The sequence below is a fragment of the Massilibacteroides sp. genome (assembly GCF_028705895.1).
In the GTDB taxonomy this organism is placed as follows: Bacteria; Bacteroidota; Bacteroidia; order Bacteroidales; family Tannerellaceae; genus Massilibacteroides.
In genome coordinates, this window is record NZ_JAQWCQ010000063.1 from 1 (window position 1) to 18,540 (window position 18,540).

15 protein-coding genes are annotated in these 18,540 nt (G+C 37.6%); 11 read left to right on the forward strand and 4 right to left on the reverse strand.

Annotated elements, in window-relative coordinates; translation table 11 throughout:
* Nucleotides 1–487: 487 nt before the first annotated feature.
* Nucleotides 488–2,002, reverse strand: coding sequence for a BACON domain-containing protein (locus PHT93_RS13210; protein ID WP_300243806.1), 1,515 nt, complete (start codon nucleotides 2,000–2,002; stop codon nucleotides 488–490).
* Nucleotides 2,003–2,135: 133 nt separating this feature from the next.
* On the opposite strand from PHT93_RS13210, the gene PHT93_RS13215 reads away from it, so the two are divergent.
* Nucleotides 2,136–2,918, forward strand: a complete 783-nt coding sequence (locus PHT93_RS13215; RefSeq protein WP_300243809.1) for a helix-turn-helix transcriptional regulator — start codon at nucleotides 2,136–2,138, stop codon at nucleotides 2,916–2,918.
* Between the two features lie 53 nt (nucleotides 2,919–2,971).
* Here the strand turns inward: PHT93_RS13215 and PHT93_RS13220 are convergent, their stop codons facing one another.
* On the reverse strand, nucleotides 2,972–4,054 hold the full coding sequence (locus PHT93_RS13220) for a hypothetical protein (protein ID WP_300243812.1): 1,083 nt from the start codon (nucleotides 4,052–4,054) through the stop codon (nucleotides 2,972–2,974).
* A gap of 907 nt (nucleotides 4,055–4,961) precedes the next feature.
* On the opposite strand from PHT93_RS13220, the gene PHT93_RS13225 reads away from it, so the two are divergent.
* From PHT93_RS13225 to PHT93_RS13260, 8 genes are read left to right on the forward strand one after another with little or no spacing between them, the layout of a single operon-like run.
* The gene (locus PHT93_RS13225) at nucleotides 4,962–6,158 is read left to right on the forward strand and encodes a saccharopine dehydrogenase family protein (RefSeq protein ID WP_300243814.1); all 1,197 of its coding nucleotides are present in this window, start codon (nucleotides 4,962–4,964) and stop codon (nucleotides 6,156–6,158) included.
* A 2-nt stretch (nucleotides 6,159–6,160) separates the two neighbouring features.
* Nucleotides 6,161–6,619 (forward strand): thioredoxin-dependent thiol peroxidase, encoded by a 459-nt coding sequence (bcp, locus tag PHT93_RS13230; protein ID WP_300243817.1) that lies wholly within the window; start codon nucleotides 6,161–6,163, stop codon nucleotides 6,617–6,619.
* A 3-nt stretch (nucleotides 6,620–6,622) separates the two neighbouring features.
* Nucleotides 6,623–7,645, forward strand: a complete 1,023-nt coding sequence (gene recA, locus PHT93_RS13235) for a recombinase RecA (protein ID WP_300243819.1) — start codon at nucleotides 6,623–6,625, stop codon at nucleotides 7,643–7,645.
* 13 nt (nucleotides 7,646–7,658) lie between these two features.
* Nucleotides 7,659–8,615: a GNAT family N-acetyltransferase gene (locus PHT93_RS13240; protein WP_300243821.1), complete on the forward strand. Its 957-nt coding sequence runs from the start codon at nucleotides 7,659–7,661 to the stop codon at nucleotides 8,613–8,615.
* Nucleotides 8,612–9,928: a polysaccharide deacetylase family protein gene (locus PHT93_RS13245; RefSeq protein WP_300243823.1), complete on the forward strand. Its 1,317-nt coding sequence runs from the start codon at nucleotides 8,612–8,614 to the stop codon at nucleotides 9,926–9,928. Before PHT93_RS13240 ends, PHT93_RS13245 begins: the two co-directional genes overlap by 4 nt.
* Nucleotides 9,925–11,178 (forward strand): glycosyltransferase, encoded by a 1,254-nt coding sequence (locus tag PHT93_RS13250; RefSeq protein WP_300243826.1) that lies wholly within the window; start codon nucleotides 9,925–9,927, stop codon nucleotides 11,176–11,178. The genes PHT93_RS13245 and PHT93_RS13250 overlap by 4 nt, the downstream gene beginning before the upstream one ends.
* Nucleotides 11,171–12,301: a glycosyltransferase family 1 protein gene (locus tag PHT93_RS13255; RefSeq protein WP_300243828.1), complete on the forward strand. Its 1,131-nt coding sequence runs from the start codon at nucleotides 11,171–11,173 to the stop codon at nucleotides 12,299–12,301. The genes PHT93_RS13250 and PHT93_RS13255 overlap by 8 nt, the downstream gene beginning before the upstream one ends.
* Nucleotides 12,288–13,286: a class I SAM-dependent methyltransferase gene (locus tag PHT93_RS13260; protein WP_300243831.1), complete on the forward strand. Its 999-nt coding sequence runs from the start codon at nucleotides 12,288–12,290 to the stop codon at nucleotides 13,284–13,286. The genes PHT93_RS13255 and PHT93_RS13260 overlap by 14 nt, the downstream gene beginning before the upstream one ends.
* Here PHT93_RS13260 and PHT93_RS13265 read toward each other — a convergent pair.
* Nucleotides 13,269–13,652: a 2-amino-4-hydroxy-6-hydroxymethyldihydropteridine diphosphokinase gene (locus PHT93_RS13265; RefSeq protein WP_300243834.1), complete on the reverse strand. Its 384-nt coding sequence runs from the start codon at nucleotides 13,650–13,652 to the stop codon at nucleotides 13,269–13,271. The genes PHT93_RS13260 and PHT93_RS13265 overlap by 18 nt on opposite strands.
* Nucleotides 13,653–13,879: 227 nt before the next feature.
* Here PHT93_RS13265 and PHT93_RS13270 point away from each other — a divergent pair, with 227 nt between their 5' ends.
* Entirely contained in the window at nucleotides 13,880–15,823 is a 1,944-nt protein-coding gene (locus PHT93_RS13270) for a DUF3857 and transglutaminase domain-containing protein (RefSeq protein ID WP_300243837.1), read from the forward strand.
* 9 nt (nucleotides 15,824–15,832) lie between these two features.
* Nucleotides 15,833–17,437, forward strand: a complete 1,605-nt coding sequence (locus tag PHT93_RS13275) for a DUF3857 domain-containing protein (protein ID WP_300243839.1) — start codon at nucleotides 15,833–15,835, stop codon at nucleotides 17,435–17,437.
* A 95-nt stretch (nucleotides 17,438–17,532) separates the two neighbouring features.
* On the opposite strand, the gene PHT93_RS13280 is transcribed toward PHT93_RS13275, so the two are convergent.
* Entirely contained in the window at nucleotides 17,533–18,429 is an 897-nt protein-coding gene (locus tag PHT93_RS13280; RefSeq protein WP_300243841.1) for an outer membrane beta-barrel family protein, read from the reverse strand.
* Nucleotides 18,430–18,540 lie beyond the last annotated feature (111 nt).

Below are 18,540 nucleotides of genomic sequence, written 5' to 3' on the forward strand. Positions count from 1 at the left end.
CGCTTGATGATGGTTTCCTAAAATAAAAATGACCCCACTTGTCAGGATACTCGGGAGGCAAAATTAAATAATTTTCTGGGGTCAATTTTGTTTTGGCGTAAGGGGTCAACGAACAATGGATTTTCCAGTTCGTTCATAAGCATAAATTTTAATAGTGAATATTAAGAATCAGACCGAAGTCCTGTTTCATGCTGTATGAATTTATCAATTGTCTTACTTGATATTCTTAATGAGAACCTACTCATTAATTTTCAGTTGTTGTTACATTTTTTTGATTATATTAGTTTATTGTAAATGGTGTACTGACAAATTCTTTGCTCCCATCAATAAGCACTTCTTTCCAGACCCTATATTGCCCCGGAATGTATTTTATCATAAGTATTTCCCTTATTTCAGAAGCCTTTATATAGGACATCCTTTTTGCAAATTGTAGCTTCATACCTCTTTATGCTATTATATGTTCTCAATGTACTTTTGGAAATCATTATCATTCCGGAACTTTAAATGAAAAGTTTATAGGATTATTTGAATGATCCACGAAATTGTTTATTTGGAAATCAACCATGTATATATTTTCCTTGGTGTTTTTGATCGTTTCTATATATGATGTTATAGCTTCTAAACCTCCTTTTTTTGTACCTATATCATGGTCATTGGAGAAATAGACGTGAGTAATATCTGCCGATTGGATATATTCCATTTCTTCATTCGTAGGCACTTCCCCTCTCGATACTTTGCTGACGATTTCTTTGATGGTGTGAGGTTCAACGTTTGACTCTACAATCAAAAGCCCGATTCGTCCATAGCTTATGGAGCTAACATACGAAACGCCTTTGGCTAAATCATTATCTCTTATTTTTTCTTTGATAAGATTTATTCCATAATCCATTCCGACTCTGAAAAGGATATGTTTGAATGAGAATATCATTCCGTATGGCTTTGTCATTTCTTGTTGTGAGAATGAATAACCGGATGCGAGTTCGTCGAGTTTAACTCCTAAGTTAATCATGCCTATCGTATGCAGTTGCTTACGTGTGTAATACTCAATACCGCCTCCGTCTATATTTAGGGTTCCACTTTGGCGGGGATTCTGATCAATGATACTTTCAACAAAAGCATCTTGGGCTTCTCTTGATGGGGAGAAAGTGGTGGTAACATTCTCTATTCTTGCTGTTGTGTACACATCAATGGGATTGAATGTATATCCCGTAAAAAAAGGAATATCAATGTTCGATCCGGCATTATGACTGAGTAAATTTCCTAAATAAATATCATTTTTTATGCTTGGGTTGACAAATAAGTTAGCGGCTTCAATCTCGTACTCTTCCCCTATACGATAACTTACCTTTTCGAATGAAAACATAGGAAGAGTTGGTATACGAACCACATCTTTCAATCCCGGTTGAGTTATCTCCAGTGTTTTTCTTGCATTGTCGGCAGTGATTGTGAGAGAAGCCGATCTTCCTTCCGGCAGCTTGTTCTCCTTCACCTCGATAACGAGTTCGGCAGACTGCTCTCCGTATGTAGGATCTATCATAACCCAGCTGGGTACACCTGTGATTTGCCACGGACGGTTTGTTGTTAATTGTATCTTCTGTTTACTCCCTAGAATATTTATGTATACAGCTTCCTGTTCTAATTTTATAAAAGGAGCCAGCTCATTTATCGACAGTTGTTCAACTTCTAAAGTCCGGCTTATATCACCACAGGTAAAAACCAGCGAAGTCGTCCGACGCTCATTTCCATCATTCGGATGGACAGTGATAAATACTTCCATAGAACCTTCTCCTGAAATCGGAGATACTGCCATCCAACCAGGTATTTCCGAAATTTCCCAAAAACCATTACTCAATACATTTATAGTCTCTCCACCTCCTTCTAGGTCAATCGTTATGATATCTTTATCTAATTGAAGCGAATACTTTTCTTCATCGTCACAAGAAGCTACTCCTATCATGAATAGAATGGGAAGGATCAATAACTGAATAATTTTAGTTCTCATCTTAACATAAATTTAATGCATATATTTTAAATGCAAAGGTATGACTGAAAGATGAAAAAGGAAAATTAACTATACTAAAGAATAGCTTTATTGATGGATTTATTATCTTTGTCGCTAACAAATAAAAAGCAATATGATAACTAAATCCATTTTTGTGCAACCGCATCCTTCCCACGTATTTGCCCCAGAGAAAAGTTCTGTTTATTCAGAAAGAAATCAACATTTTATCCAGTGTTTGAAAGCACTTGAATCTTTGATGGATATCGATGCTTATGTTTTGGATTATGAGAATGAAAAGATACTATATGCCACAAAAGGCAGCTCTCTCTTTTCGGGAAACCATCTTGAAGATATCAAGAGGGAAGGATATTTGTATTTTGAGAAATTCATGCATGAACGTGATGTTGAAATGTTAGCTCCGTGCAATGCGAAAGTTTTTGAATATTTCTACTCTTTACCATTACACAAAAGACTGAAATTCAATGGATATTTTACGCACGATATGAGGATAAGAGATAAAAGAGGCAAAATGATCCTTATAAACCAAAAGATAACCATACTTGATTTAACTAATGACGGTGTAATAAGATTGGGGCTTTGTGTTCTCAGTTATCCTACCGCAGAGAAGCCGGGCAATGCCTATTTGAAATTAAACGACAATTCCGTCGTTTGGCAGTATATGCCATCTACAGATAAGTTCGTGGAAGTAAAAACCCAAAGGCTTACCTCAAAGGCGATGACGATTCTGAAACTCGCAAGTAACGGAAAAACCGAAACTGAAATGGCTGAAATACTTGGAATATCACTCCCCACAGTCAAATACCATAAGAAAAAGATATTCGCACGTATCGGAGTAAAGAATACAGCAGAGGCTATCCAGTGGATGAATAACCAAAAGAAAATGGTAAGACGCTGACTTTTCGTAGGAAAATTCGATTTAATTTTCTATATTTGCATTCAGTTAAGGAGTTATTTGAATTGATGATAAACTAAAGCAAACCGAAGAGTTTCATTCGTTTCTTTATCGTTACCCATTGTGTTCTTATTTTTCTCTAATCGTCTGTATTCCAGTAGATAATTTTCATACTTTCCACTGTTATAAATAACTTCGCCACCAGGAGTTCCGGGTTCACCGGGAAGACCGTCTTCTCCGTCTTTTCCATCCTTGCCGTCTTCACCGTCTTTTCCATCTTTTCCTATCAGGAATTCCCAGAAATTTTCTTTTGAATTATCCTCTGGGTCCCAGTATTCACCTGGTTTACCGGGATGTTCTATTTGATTCGGACCGTTTACAGCAAGCCATTCTTTCCAGAGATCATAAGCAGATAAACCATCTTTACCATCCTGTCCATCTTTACCATCCTGACCATCTTTACCATCCTGTCCAAAAGCAGGAACATTCGTATCCTCTCCATCAATAAACCAATTTCCATTATCACCGATCGTTACACGGTCTCCATCTCGTCCATCAACTCCATCTCGTCCATCAACTCCGTCATTACCGTTAGATCCGTCTTTTCCGTCTGATCCATCTTTTCCGTCTGAACCATCATTACCATTGGAGCCATTCTGACCATCTTTTCCTCTGGCAGGAATACCGGTATCCGTATCTCCAATAAACCAGTTATCGTTATCACCGATATGAGGAGTAATCCCATCCTGGCCTTTAGCACCGGTAAGAAAATACCAGAAATCATTCATTTCTGTATTGCTTTTATTCCATTCTGTTCCCGGATTATGTGGATCTTCAATACCTTTGGCTACTTCATCTTTCCAGATTTCATATGCACTCTTGCCGTCTGAACCATCTTTTCCGTCTTTACCGTCTTTACCTTTCAGATAAAGAAAGAAGTTATTAATATCAGTGTATTCAGGATTCCAATCAATATTACCATTATCCACTTCATTAACCCATAATTCGTATGCGGACAAACCATCTTTTCCCTGAGGCCCTTCTGGACCCGCCGGTAAGTACATCTCAATGTCGTTACTACAAGAATACGACACGACAGCTAACAACAAACATAATGTTTGAATCATTCTTTTTTTCATAAAACAAATAGTTTAGCAAATTCAACAATTAAACCTTTTTGAATTTTATCCACAGACACTTATTTTTGAGTTTTAACGAGAATATAAAATTGTAGTTTAGGGAAGAAACCGACTACACGTAAAGTATCTTGTGGGATTTAATTTAAAACAGGTCAAATAATAATTTTATATGATACATTAATATATAATACACCTTATTTTCAGACGTTACCATCTTAGAATAAGCTTAATTTTCAACTAACTTTTTCCTATTATTTATTTAAACAGATTTAGCACCAGTTCTATCAGTTCATAAATCTGACGCAAAGATAAAGGGAGGATATCTTACAGAAATTGCACATTTCAACCCTGTTGTTTAACCAAAAAACTCCATCAAGTCAACAAATTTTAAAATAGGTCAACTTATAAATATATTAACTTAAATATATCAAATAATATTCAGCATTCAAAAAGACAATTACAAAGAGAAGAAATAAGCTCCTAAAACAAAACTAAAGAAATATTGCGTTTTCATTTTTTGAAAATAACGCTTGTGTATTACGAAATACGCACTATTATTTGAGAGACGAGATTACCAAAAGAGGAATCTTAAAAAATAAAAGAGAACTAAACTGAACTATCCAGAATCGATAATAAAAAAATCAGCCGAATATTTTAACATTGAAGTATTTATATTTGCACATTTTCACTATACAAAAAGACAGTTTAATAAGCTTTTCTATTTTTCACAAACAGACTGTCTTTTACAATTACGACCTTCATATTTTACAAGTATAGGAGATGCTTTTCCTAAAGCTTCATTTTATAACCGTCACAACATTTTCTTTGGCTAAAAAAACAGTATATTTGTAATCGGGTATTTTTACCTTATAAACTGTATATTAACAAGATTAATTCTATTTTTTAAATGGGAAGAGTATTAGTAATTGGTGCCGGAGGGGTTAGTACTGTTGCTGTCAAAAAGATTGCAATGAATGCAGATGTGTTTACAGACATTATGGTAGCAAGTCGCACAAAGAGTAAATGTGATGCTATTGCCGCCGATATTAAAAATGTAAAGGTACAAACTGCTCAGGTCGATGCCGATAATGTAGAAGAACTCGTTACATTATTCAACTCGTTCAAACCGGATCTGGTAGTCAATCTGGCACTGCCTTATCAGGATCTGACGATAATGGATGCTTGTCTGGCTTATGGCGTCAGCTATTTAGACACAGCCAATTACGAGCCGTTAGACGAGGCTAAATATCAATACAGTTGGCAATGGGCATATAGGAAACGTTTTGAGGACGCCGGCTTGACGGCTATTTTAGGTTGCGGCTTTGATCCGGGAGTAACAGGCGTTTATACAGCTTATGCCGCCAAACATCATTTCGATGAGATACATTATTTAGATATAGTGGACTGTAATGCGGGCGACCATCACAAGGCGTTTGCAACCAATTTTAATCCGGAAATAAATATCCGCGAGATCACACAACGGGGTAAATATTACGAAAACGGGGAATGGAAAGAAACCGATCCTTTGTCCGTGCATCAACCGATTAATTATCCTAACGTGGGACCAAAAGAGTCTTATTTAATGTATCATGAAGAGTTGGAAAGTTTGGTTAATAATTTCCCGACGATTAAACGGGCTCGTTTCTGGATGACTTTCGGACAAGAGTATCTAACCCATTTACGCGTGATACAAAACATTGGTATGGACAGTATCAAGCCGGTACTTTACAATGGAATAGAGATCGTTCCAATCCAATTTCTGAAAGCCGTATTACCGAATCCGGGAGATTTGGGTGAAAACTATACAGGTGAGACCTCCATTGGTTGTCGTATTCGTGGAATCAAAGATGGAAAAGAATTGACCTACTATGTATATAATAATTGTAGTCATGAAGCGGCTTATAAAGAAACGGGAGCACAAGGAGTAAGCTACACGACAGGAGTTCCGGCTATGATTGGCGCAAAATTGTTTATGCAAGGAGTCTGGAAAAAACCGGGTGTCTGGAATGTGGAAGAATTTAATCCCGATCCATTCATGAAGGAATTAAATGAACAGGGATTACCCTGGCATGAGTTATTTAATATCGATTTGGAATTAGAATAATTATGGCAATACAAGTTGGAGACAAAGCGCCTGAAATATTAGGCACAGACCAAAACGGAAATGAAATCAAACTAAGTGACTTCAAGGGTCGCAAATTGGCTCTTTATTTCTATCCTAAAGACAACACAAGTGGCTGTACGGCGCAAGCGTGCAGTTTGCGTGATGGCTATGAAAGCCTTCGTGCGGCCGGCTACGAAGTAATCGGGGTTAGTAAAGACAGCGCTAAATCGCATCAGGGATTTATCAGCAAACAAGATTTGCCTTTTAACCTGATTGCGGATACCGAAACCAAACTACAGGAACAGTTCGGGGTATGGGCAGAGAAAAGCATGTACGGACGTAAATACATGGGTACACTGCGCACTACCTTTATTATTAATGAAGAAGGAGTCGTGGAACGGATCATCACACCGAAAGAAGTGAACACAAAAGACCATGCAAATCAAATTTTAAACAAATAAGTAATGTCAAAAGAAGAAAACATACAGGAACAAAAAGTGGCTATTAATGCCGAAAAATTAAAAGCGCTCCGTGCTGCAACTGAAAAGATTGAAAAAAATTACGGAAAAGGCTCTATCATGAAATTGGGTGATGAGAATGTAGAGAATATCGAAGTCATCCATTCCGGCTCAATCGCGTTAGATGCAGCCTTAGGCGTAGGCGGCTATCCACGTGGACGTGTTATCGAGATTTATGGACCGGAATCGTCGGGTAAGACAACCTTAGCTATTCATGCAATTGCTGAAGCACAAAAAGCCGGTGGTATTGCGGCTTTTATTGATGCAGAACATGCTTTTGATCGGTTCTATGCCGCAAAATTAGGAGTAGATATTGATAATTTGTGGATTTCCCAACCGGATTGTGGTGAGCAGGCGTTGGAGATTGCGGAACAACTGATCCGTTCTTCAGCGGTTGACATTATCGTGATCGACTCGGTGGCCGCTCTTACGCCTAAGGCGGAATTAGAAGGAGAAATGGGTGATAGCAAAATGGGGCTTCAGGCACGTTTGATGTCTCAGGCACTTCGCAAGCTAACAGCGGCAATCAACAAAACAAATACAACTTGTATATTTATCAACCAGTTGCGTGATAAAATCGGTGTTATGTTCGGCAATCCGGAAACAACGACTGGTGGTAATGCTCTGAAATTCTACGCATCTGTTCGTCTTGACATTCGTCGCATCAGTCAACTGAAAGATGGAGATGAAGTAAAAGGAAGTCAGGTTCGCGTAAAAGTGGTAAAGAATAAAGTAGCACCTCCTTTCCGCAAAGCTGAATTCGATGTAATGTTTGGCGAAGGCATTTCCCGTTCAGGCGAAATCATCGATCTCGGTGCAGAATTAGGCGTTATCAAAAAGAGTGGCTCGTGGTATAGCTACGGTGACACCAAACTGGGACAAGGACGGGACGCTGCAAAGCAATGTGTTAGCGACAATCCGGAATTGGCAGAAGAATTAGCCGCACAGATATTCGAAGGATTGAAATAACAGGAGACACCTAATGACACCCAGAGAGAAATATCGACTACTTTGCGCGAGAGAAGAGAGTATTCCTCTCTTCTCTCGCGATTGGTGGTTGGATATAGTCTGTGGGCAGTCAAACTGGGATGTCATTTTGGTTGAGCAAAAGGATAAAATAGTTGCAGCAATGCCTCTTTACAAGCCTTTGCCCAATGTCGTGTCCATGCCATCTTATACGCAAGCCATGGGAATTTGGTTTCCTGAAGAATCGGCAGACTCCAAATACACAACAATATTAGGAAAACGCCAGATGTTATGTAAAGCACTAATTGATTCTTTAGGAAGTTATTCTTCCTTTTTGCAACGCCTACCTTATAGCTTCACGGATTGGTTACCATTTTACTGGGAAGGTTTTAAACAGACCACCCGTTACACCTATATTCTTCAGAACATTAATAATAAAGAACGTCTCTGGGAAGAGATGGCGGTGAATACACGACGAAATATAACAAAAGCGAAAGAGAAAAACGGGATTGTGGTTAAGAGAGGAATTTCCATTCCGGATTTTATGCGTGTCCTCAAAGCGACATTTCAACGACAGAACATGTCTGTACCCAAGGATTTACAGTTACTCAAACAGATTATCGAAGTTTGTCGGGAACGGCAGCAAGGCGATATATGGGGCGGATATGACAAAGACGGCAAGTTGCACGCTGCTGTTTTCATTATCTGGCAGAAAAGTTCGGCTTATTACATTGCAGGAGGTGGTAACCCGGCCGTTAGAGATTCGGGAGCACACAGTTTAGTTATGTGGAAAGCTATACAAGAGGTATCACACCACACGTTAACTTTCGATTTTGAAGGCTCAATGTTGCCGGGAGTAGAACGTTTTTTTCGGGAATTCGGGGCCAGACAAATGCCTTACTTTACAATAACTAAGGGTAATTTGAGTTTATTACAAAAGATAAGGATAAAGCTACGCAGTAATCCAACATGAAAGATTACATTCAATATATCATTCGTTTTTTGTTAGGCGACAGCATACCGGGAGAGTATATTTCGTCTGTCGGATACACGGACGACCCACGTCAATACGATAAATATAGCATAGTAATCCGGCCTTGTGGTTTCTTTGACAGTACAACATACGGAAAAACAAGTTCCATACCATCCTTTCCACTCAAACAACTTGATCGCACCCCACTACTTTTCGGAGAAACAACTGAAAAAATGATTGGAGACACACTTGTTTTGTATGCCGATCTGGTGGCCAGTTCTTTTTTTCTTCTAACTCGCTATGAGGAAATGGTAAAACGGAGTGTACGGGATGAACACGGTCGTTTTCCGGGTAAAGAATCGTTCCCTTTTCGTGGAGAATTTCTTCATCGTCCGATTGTAGATGAATACGGCCTTTATTTAAGAAACAAATTACGCCAATTAGGAGCTAAGTTACCTGCAGAAAAGCAGAGTATCCGAAAGATTTACCTGACACATGATGTAGATGCGCCTTTTTACTGTCGTACCTGGAGAAGTATCGTACGCGAAATAAAAAACGGACAAAGCATCTGGAAAGCGATCAAAACCAAAACAGGGAAATTGGAAGAAGATATGAACTACACCTTTCCCTGGCTTTTCTCTGAAGACAACAAACTAAGAGCAGCTTTTGGAAAAGAGCGATGTAAACCAATCTGTTTTTTTAAAGGCGGGGGAAACACAAAGCAAGACAAGCCGGTTTATAGCCTTACAAACAAAGATATAAAAAGCTTATTCACTCTTTGTAAACACGATAGAATAGAAATCGGGTTACATAGCAGCTATCAGGCAGGTAAGGAACCGGAACAGATAGTCAAAGAGAAAAAGAAACTGGAATCAGCAACAGGAGGAAAAATCAAAGCAAATCGTCATCATTTCCTTTCGTCCCGTGAACCTGAACATTTTGCATTTTTATTAAAATCAGAAATTAATCACGATTTCACAATGGGCTATGCTGATGTAGCAGGATTTAGATTAGGAACTTGTCGCGCTGTACGATGGATTAATCCGGGAACCAGAAAACTAACCTCTCTCGTATTACACCCTCTTACCATTATGGAATGTAGCCTGAGTGAAGAAAAATATATGAATCTATCCTACGAAGAAGCATTAGACTACTCTTTAGGACTTATAAACCAAACGGCACTTCATAGAGGAGAGTTATCTCTTTTATGGCATAACACTTCTTTACAAACAGGTTATCTGAAAAATCTATATTCTACTCTCTTGGATAAGATAATTCAAATAGATTCAGAAAACAGACAACAGTATAAATGAAGAAAAAAAAACTTCTCATAATCTGCGATCTTTTCCCTCCGGCTTTCGGACCAAGAATGGGATATTTAGTCAAATATATGTCCTCATTCGGATGGGATGTAGAAGTTATAACAGAGAAAGTTAAAGAGGATATGTTTGCCTTCATTGCCGATAAAAACAAAATCCACTATATCGATTATTATAAGAATCAAAGATTCAGGAAAGTCAGATGGCTATTTATTGTTTTAGCAGATCTACTTTTTAATTATAAGAACAGGAAAATTGCGGACCTTGCCATCGAACAGATACGAATGAATCATTTCGATTTGATTTTATGTAGCACATATCGATCTTTTCCTCTCCCTGCAGCCTTAATCACTGCGAAGAAGACAGGGCTTCCTTTGGTTTCAGACATCAGAGATATTATTGAACAATATCCGAAAAACGAATTTTTCACATCCTATATCCCTCCCATTCCCTTACTAAAGGATCTATTTATCTCCTTCTTTAAAAAACAAAACATCAAGGAGAGAAATAAAGTACTGAAAGCCTCTGATCATGTAACGACCGTATCAAGCTGGCATAAACAATTACTTGAACAACAGAACAAACAGATATCTTTAATCTATAATGGTTTTGATCCTGAATTATTTTATCCGAATCCAGTTGTAAATAGCCAATTTACAATAACATATACGGGGAGGCTGCATAGTTTCGGGATGCAAGATCCGACCTTATTATTCTCCGCAATTAAATATCTTTCCGAAAAGAAGGTCATAACACCACAATTGTGCCGATTAGAATGGTACGTCGATGAACGTTCTGCGGAATTATTAAAAAAGGAGAGCGACATGTATGAAATAAATGAATACATGGATATAAAAGATTATGTTCCGGCAAATAAGATACCGGAAGTGTTAAATAAAAGTTCAATTCTACTGTTACTAACCAATATATCCCGTCCCGGTGGTCCGAGGGGTATTATGGGAACAAAAACATTTGAATATATGGCTGTACATAAGCCAATTTTATGTATTCGAAGCGATGAGGATTGTTTGGAGGAGACAATAAAGGAAACAAATGCAGGCATTGCAGCAAGAACCGAACAGGAAGTCATAGATTTTATCAAGTATCATCTTGATGAATGGAAAAAAACAGGATTAACTAAAAGTGAAATAAAAAAAGAGAAACTTGTTCTTTATTCAAGAAAAGAACAAGCCTTGCAATTTATTCGTATATTCGAACAGGTTTTGGAGAAGCACAATGGATAAGTATCTGCACATTATTTCGTTGAATATACCCTGGCCTGCTAATTATGGCGGGGTGATTGATATTTTCTACAAGCTGAAAGCGTTACATAAACTCGGTGTAAAGATTATTCTGCATGCATTTGAGTACGACAGACCTCAGGCTTCTGAATTGAGTCAGTTTTGCGAGCAGGTTTATTATTATAAAAGACATACAGGGATTGTACCGAATCTGTCTATTCTGCCTTATAATGTAATCAGTCGCCGAGACCCACTCTTACTTGAACGATTATTAAAGGATAATTATCCGATTTTATTTGAGGGACTACATACTTGCTATTATTTATCGGACAGACGACTGAAAGACAGACTAACATTTGTCAGAGGAACTAATATTGAACATGATTATTACTACCATCTTTATAAAGCGGAAACGGACTTGGTCAAACGGACTTTCTCTCTAATAGAAAGTAAGCGGTTCGCTTTCTACGAAAAGCAGTTGCGTCATGCCAAACATATTCTGGCAATTTCCGCAAGCGATGAAGCTTCTTTCAGGAAACGCTATCCTGAAATGAAGATTGATTTTATACCGGCTTTTCATGCCAATGAAGAAATCACGTCGATAGAGGGCAGTTCTGATTTTATCCTTTATCATGCGAAACTATCAGTTGTAGAAAACGAAAAAGCGGCGTTATATCTGATCAAAAATGTGTTTAGCCAACTAAAACACACCTGCGTAATCGCCGGTATGAATCCTTCTCCCGATTTACTTACAGCAGCCAGGAGGTACGATAACATACGCATAGAAGCAAATCCAACAGAGAACCGCATGAGTTTTCTGATTCACGAAGCTCAGATTCATGCATTAGTCACATTTCAGGATACCGGCCTGAAGCTTAAATTGCTGAACAGTCTATTTGCAGGAAGGCACGTTCTTGTTAATTCTCTCATGCTTGCGGGTAGTGGATTGGATTCTTTATGCTCTTGTGCAGATTCTCCGACTGATATTATTAAACAATGTAACAAACTTATGCTAATTCCTTTTACATCTGAAGATATAGTAAAAAGAAAGGCTGTCCTCTTTCCTACGTATGACAACGAGTATCAGGCTAAGCGTTTATATGATATAATTTATGGAAACAATTGATTACAAAATTGCTACGACCCAACTGTATAAAAAGATTTCAGCCGTAAATTTCGAGGCTTTACCTATCAGCAATTATAATAAGAATTACATCAGGAAGCTCACTCCGTCTCTATTCTATTTTTTAGACATTTATACAGCTTGTTTCAAAAATGGCTTAAGGAATTGCAACAAGGGAATAAATGAATTAATCTTAGTTGATTTTGGAGGAGGAAGCGGTTTCCTAAGTATGTTGGCCAAAGAGATCGGAATAGGGAAAGTAATTTATATCGACATAAACGAAAAATCCGTAGAAACTATTAAACTGCTTAAAACGGAGATTGGAATTGGGCCTGATATAATCTTACATGGTGATTCGAAAAAACTATCAGCTTGGTGTACGGAACAAAATATCCAACCGGATTTACTTATTGCAACTGATGTGATTGAACACATCTATGATCTATTTGTATTCTTTCATGATCTGATTGAGATCAATGATCAGATAAAAATGGTTTTCACAACAGCTTCAACCCCCTATAACCCACTTATTACCCGACGACTCCATCGATATATGCGAGGTTGTGAGACGGGTAGATTAGAGAAACCGAATTATTACACCAAGCGAGTAAATTTTATAAAAAAAGAATTTCCCAACTTAGGCAGAATCAATACAAAGAAATGGGCTACTCGTACACGGGGACTTATGTATGAGGATATCCATAAAGCTATCTCTAAAAATGAACGTCCGTTATTAGTAGATGCCTACAACACCTGCGATCCTGAAACAGGTAACTGGGCTGAACGAATCTTACCGATTAGAGACTATAAAGAATTAGCAAAAAGGTATGGCTATGAAGTAGAGACAGAAAAGGGGTTTTACAATATAATCAGACCTAAACAATGGAAATCTTCTATTTCAATATTAGTTAACCAGCTAATCAAATATAGCGGGAAAGCAGGTTTTTTACTCGCCCCTTTTATCATCCTGTCATTCGGAAGAAAGTGAACGAATACCGTCAATAACGTAATCTCGTTTTACATCTTCTTTTTTCAGAACTTGTTCATTCCATTGAAGCAAGTCAATATCAATAGGAATGCTCCCTACAAGTTTATCAGCCGGAGTTCTTCCTAAGACTTGTTCTATCAATTTAAAACAAACGATAATTTCCTCTGGACGATCAGCCGTATATGCTACTGCCACTCGGTTCAGGAACGGAGTATTATAATTTGTTCCTACTGGTTCTGTATAAACCGGTTCTGAAAACGCAATTCGTGGGAAGTAATCCCGTAGTTCTGCCTCTGCAAGCTTTATGTTCTCTTCTGCGTTTTGATTAGAGCCCATAAGCATTATTATACGATTAGTCTGATCCATATCATTGCTCTTTAAGACAATAACAAGAATAAATTATTTTTTTACGACCTGATTTATATCATTTAGAGAGCCCGCAGTAGGGCATCATGCATACAAAGCTAAAGAAAAAAACGAACTGACAAGATATTCATGCCATAAATATTATAACAGTTTAGGATATTCCATGTATCTTGCTGTACCTTTTAGGCTGAACTTAAACAATACATAATTAATAATACTGACCTTTTATGAAACGAATAAGTATCGTATTCCTATTATGTCTTTTGTTTTTCCCTTATTTACGTGGGCAAGAACAAAGACTGACAAAAGAACAACTTAAGATGTATGAGGGACACAACTGTGTGATACTCAAAGACAGCACCTCCGTATCCGTAGAGCCTTCGGGTACCGGATCGTTTACTGTTCACAAATCTTTTCAGGTTCTCACTCCCAAAGGAGGTGTTGATAATCGTATTATCAAATATAATTATGACCCGCTAACAGCTCATGCTTATTTTAAATATGCTACGATCTACAGAGCAAATGGGGATATTTTTAATCTGGATGTAACGCAAGCATGTGATTATGCTGCTCCGGCAAGAGCAATCTATTGGGGAGCAAGGCAAATCATGCTGGAGGTAGGGCGTCTTCAACCTGGAGACGTAGTAGAATATGAAATCGCAAAAAAGGGCTTTACCTATGCCTTGCTTGCCAGTGATGAAGACGACTCCCGTTTTATTCCTCCTATGAGAGGACAGTTTTACGATATTGTACCTTTTTGGGTGACAGAGCCTACTTTAAGAAAAGTTTACAAGGTCTCGGTTCCAATGGAAAAGGAACTTCAATTTCAATTTTATCAGGGAGAGTGTACTTCTTTCATGCGTTATGAGAATGATAAAAAGACATATCAATTTTCTGCAGACAACCTTCTTCCTTTTGAAAAAGAGCCGAATATGGTTGATCTATTTGATGCTGCTCCTAAACTGATGATGTCTTCGACTCCTCGTTGGGAAGAGAAGTCTTTATGGTTTCATAAAGTGAATGAGGATTATGGAAGTTTTGATCCTCTGCCGGAAGCTCAGAAAAAAGTTGATGAATTAGTTAAAGGGAAAAAGACAGAGATGGAAAAGATTGCCGTTTTAACGCATTGGGTGGCCGATAATATACGATATTCCGGTATTTCCATGGGTAAAGGTGAAGGCTATACGCTCCATAATACAAAAATGAACTTTACGGATCGCGCAGGGGTATGTAAAGATATTGCTGCTATGTTGATTTCTTTTCTTCGTATGGCAGGATTTGAAGCGTATCCGGCAATGACAATGGCAGGTAGCCGTGTTGAATCAATCCCGGCGGATCATTTTAATCACTGTGTGGCAGTTGTCAAACTATCAAACGGGACTTACATGCCGTTAGATCCAACCTGGGTTCCTTTTTGTCGTGAGTTATGGAGTAGCGCGGAGCAACAACAAAACTATCTTCCGGGAATTCCGGAAGGTTCGGATATTCGTTTAACTCCAGTTTCAGATCCAGAGAATCATTATGTCCGAATTACAGCAAACAACCGCCTGAATGAGAAAGGTACTTTATCTGGACAGTTTACCATTACAGCCGAAGGTCAATCAGACAGTAATGTTCGTCGTATATTTACACGTGGATGGCGAACTGAATGGGAAGCGTCTTTAGAAAATCAATTATTGGCTGTTTCTCCCAAAGCGAGACTATTGAAAGTTAATTACGGTAAAGACCCAAAAGACTACCAGGCAGCTCCTATAAAGATTACATTTACTTATGAAATTCCGGATTATGCACTTCTTGGCGGGAATGAGATGGTTCTAAAACCTTTAGTTATGAATAATTTGTATAATCAGGTTAAAACTTACCTTCGGATCAATACGGATCTGAAAGAGCGCAAATACGGATTCAAAGACGGTTGCTCTCGTTTAGTAGAATTAAACGAAACAATCCGGCTACCAAAAGGATATCAGCTTATTACTCCTACTAAAACTGAAAATGAGAAGAGTACTGCGGCTGATTTTGAGGGTACTCTTGCTCAAAGTGGAAACGAGATCCAGCTTTCTCAAAAGTTAGTATTAAAGAAACGCGTATATGAAGCGTCAGAATGGGATGGGTTCCGAAATGCAGTAAATGCACATAAGAGTTTTGGAGATTACTTGATCATTAAGAAATAACAATAAACAATGAAAACAAATAAATTATATAAGAGCCTGCTATTTATTAGCATCCTGACGATCTTCTCTATTTCTCTATCCGCTCAGGAAGCTGAATTTCTGAAATTGAACAAGAGTTATACCTTACATCAGGATGGAAGTCAGGAGTTCCGGTGTTATAAAGAGCTTAAACTGTTTACTCATACAGCAATGAACAGTACTTATGGGGAAACGTTTATTGTTTACAATCCGGATTTTCAGGAGTTAGAAATACATGATTGTTATACTAAACAAAAGGATGGAACGATTATAAAAACTCCTGAGAATGCATTTGTAGAAGTACTTCCCCGATTTGCGGCCAATGCTCCGGCATATAATCAGTTAAAAGAGATGGTTGTAGTTCATACCGGATTGGATCTCGGATCGACAATCTATTTAGACTACTCTATCCGAACTAAAGCGGGTTATTATCCTGAGTTGGATATAGATGAGCTACTTCAGGAGACCTCTCCCATCCTTAATTATCAAATTTCAATAGCTGTACCGGAAGATAAAACATTGAACTATTTATTATATAGTTCAGCAAGCAAAGTTAACGAATCGAATAAAAATAAGATGAAAGTGTATTCCTGGCAGTTGAGTAATATTCCGGCTTCTTCCCGAATGCCTTATCTTCCGCAGAACAAAGAGAATATTCCTCGGTTAACAGCCAATACATTCAGAAACGGGACAGATGCATTCGATTTTATGGCTAATCGAATCAATGAATCAATAGCTATAGAAAGTGAAACTTATGCGCAATTCATCACTGAAGAGATTCCTTCAAGCGAAGAAAAGCTAACAACTATTCACAACTATGTGGTAAACAATCTTAGCACAATCGCAATACCGTTAGATTATACGGGATATAATCTACGAAACGCAGATGAAACTATACGTAGTTCATACGGTACAGTTCTTGAAAAAACAAATCTTCTCAATAAAATGCTAAACGCAGTAGAGATTCCTTCAGAGATTGTATTCTATTATCCATCAACCATATCATCTGCGAATAAGGGACTTACTGCTATCAAACAGATAGGGGTCAAAATAAAGTTGAACAATCGCGAACAGTTCCTTTCAGCAACAAGCCTTAGTCCAATCAAACCAGAATACCGTGGAAGCTTAGATAAGGTATTCACATTGAAAGGGAAAGAGATACCGATAGAAACGACTCCAGCTATTTTTGATGATACTGTAGATACATCAATAGACAAAAGCCTGGTAAAGAATGGTTATTTGGTATATACTCTTCCACCGACAAAGGGTTTTGACAGATGGCATATATCTAACTTAAACAGTAAACGAACGGATCTATTTGAAATTCCTTCTGCCATACAAGATAAAATCACCTATTGCGTTAAAGTACCCGAGGGAATGGAATTAATTAGTTCATCAGATCCGTCTTCTATAACTACTTCGATCGGAAAAGTTGAAAGATTAATAAAACAAGAAGGAGACCATCTTGAAATTATCAAAACAATAGAGCTAAAGAAACAGCAATATAGTCCTAACGAATATTCCGATTTAAAGAAATTAATCGACGAATGGAACAGCAACAAAAGCAATGAGTTGCTATTCAAGGTTAGTAAATAAAAACTTACTCAGTTTCTTCCCGTTCATTTACGGGAAGAAACTGATCATCATTAAATATAGTCCGAAACGTTTTATTTACTGCTTTTTTCTTTAATTCACCAAAACGATACACAAGTCTTATCTTTAAGCTTCTGATCTAATCTATAGTCTATATCTTGCCTATATACATCTGGCGTTTCTGTTAGGTATTGAAACTTAGTTTTAGAAGAAATCGGATTTGATATAGAAAGTGCTAAGCTTAGCTTATCATCCAGCCAGTTTTTACTGACGCTTATACGAGAGTAATAATATGGGTCACCTTTTGTCTGTAATTGGATTGATGGCTGATAATAACCGCCGCTGACACTTATGTAAAAATCAGAAGGAAGTTTATAAGCAATATTTCCGGAAATTCGATTAGAAAAGCCAGCTCTTTTCAAAACATCTTCTTGCTTACTTTCTATATCGACATAGGCAATAGTACCTTTTAAACTCAGTCTTAGCATATCATCAGGAGTCCAATTAGCATATAACAACAGTCCGGATTCTTGTTGTTTACCAAAGTTCATATACGTATTATTCAGAATCTCATTCGCGTAATACAAGTAAGGTTGGATAGAGTTGTTCGTAATAGAATAATTTAAACGTGCATATAAGTCAAATTTACTTCTTAAATGATTATAACTCAATGTAACCAGATCTCTTCTTACAATATTAAGATCCGGATTCCCAAAGTAAATATTCGTAGGATCTGAATCATCTATATACGGATTTAAATAAGTCAATCCCGGCCGACTTATACGCATGCCGTAATTAAAGATAAAATTATTCTTTTCGTCAAAACGATAAACAGATTGAAACATAGGAACAAAATTCAGATACTTGCTCTTACTAACTTCATTAGATTCATTGGGGACATCTATTGTTGATACAGTATATTCTGTCCTTGCGCCTATATCCACAGCCCATTGTTCATTAAAATCAAATGAATACTTACTATTGAAGTTTCGCAAGTTAAAAACAGGAGTTGCTATTAAGGCATAAAAAAGGCATAGGGATTTTCATATATCACTGAAAATGAGTATATTTATAGTGTCTAAAGAATAAAATACTCAACCCTATGC

Bases quoted from the DNA above. Each gene is read 5' to 3' on its own strand.
- bcp (WP_300243817.1), top strand. From the start codon at position 6,161: ATGGCAATACAAGTTGGAGACAAAGCGCCTGAAATATTAGGCACAGAC.
- PHT93_RS13260 (WP_300243831.1), top strand. From the start codon at position 12,288: ATGGAAACAATTGATTACAAAATTGCTACGACCCAACTGTATAAAAAG.
- PHT93_RS13250 (WP_300243826.1), top strand. From the start codon at position 9,925: ATGAAGAAAAAAAAACTTCTCATAATCTGCGATCTTTTCCCTCCGGCT.
- PHT93_RS13255 (WP_300243828.1), top strand. From the start codon at position 11,171: ATGGATAAGTATCTGCACATTATTTCGTTGAATATACCCTGGCCTGCT.
- PHT93_RS13225 (WP_300243814.1), top strand. From the start codon at position 4,962: ATGGGAAGAGTATTAGTAATTGGTGCCGGAGGGGTTAGTACTGTTGCT.
- PHT93_RS13215 (WP_300243809.1), top strand. From the start codon at position 2,136: ATGATAACTAAATCCATTTTTGTGCAACCGCATCCTTCCCACGTATTT.
- PHT93_RS13270 (WP_300243837.1), top strand. From the start codon at position 13,880: ATGAAACGAATAAGTATCGTATTCCTATTATGTCTTTTGTTTTTCCCT.
- PHT93_RS13275 (WP_300243839.1), top strand. From the start codon at position 15,833: ATGAAAACAAATAAATTATATAAGAGCCTGCTATTTATTAGCATCCTG.
- PHT93_RS13220 (WP_300243812.1), bottom strand. From the start codon at position 4,054: ATGAAAAAAAGAATGATTCAAACATTATGTTTGTTGTTAGCTGTCGTG.
- PHT93_RS13245 (WP_300243823.1), top strand. From the start codon at position 8,612: ATGAAAGATTACATTCAATATATCATTCGTTTTTTGTTAGGCGACAGC.
- PHT93_RS13210 (WP_300243806.1), bottom strand. From the start codon at position 2,002: ATGAGAACTAAAATTATTCAGTTATTGATCCTTCCCATTCTATTCATG.
- recA (WP_300243819.1), top strand. From the start codon at position 6,623: ATGTCAAAAGAAGAAAACATACAGGAACAAAAAGTGGCTATTAATGCC.
- PHT93_RS13265 (WP_300243834.1), bottom strand. From the start codon at position 13,652: ATGGATCAGACTAATCGTATAATAATGCTTATGGGCTCTAATCAAAAC.
- PHT93_RS13240 (WP_300243821.1), top strand. From the start codon at position 7,659: ATGACACCCAGAGAGAAATATCGACTACTTTGCGCGAGAGAAGAGAGT.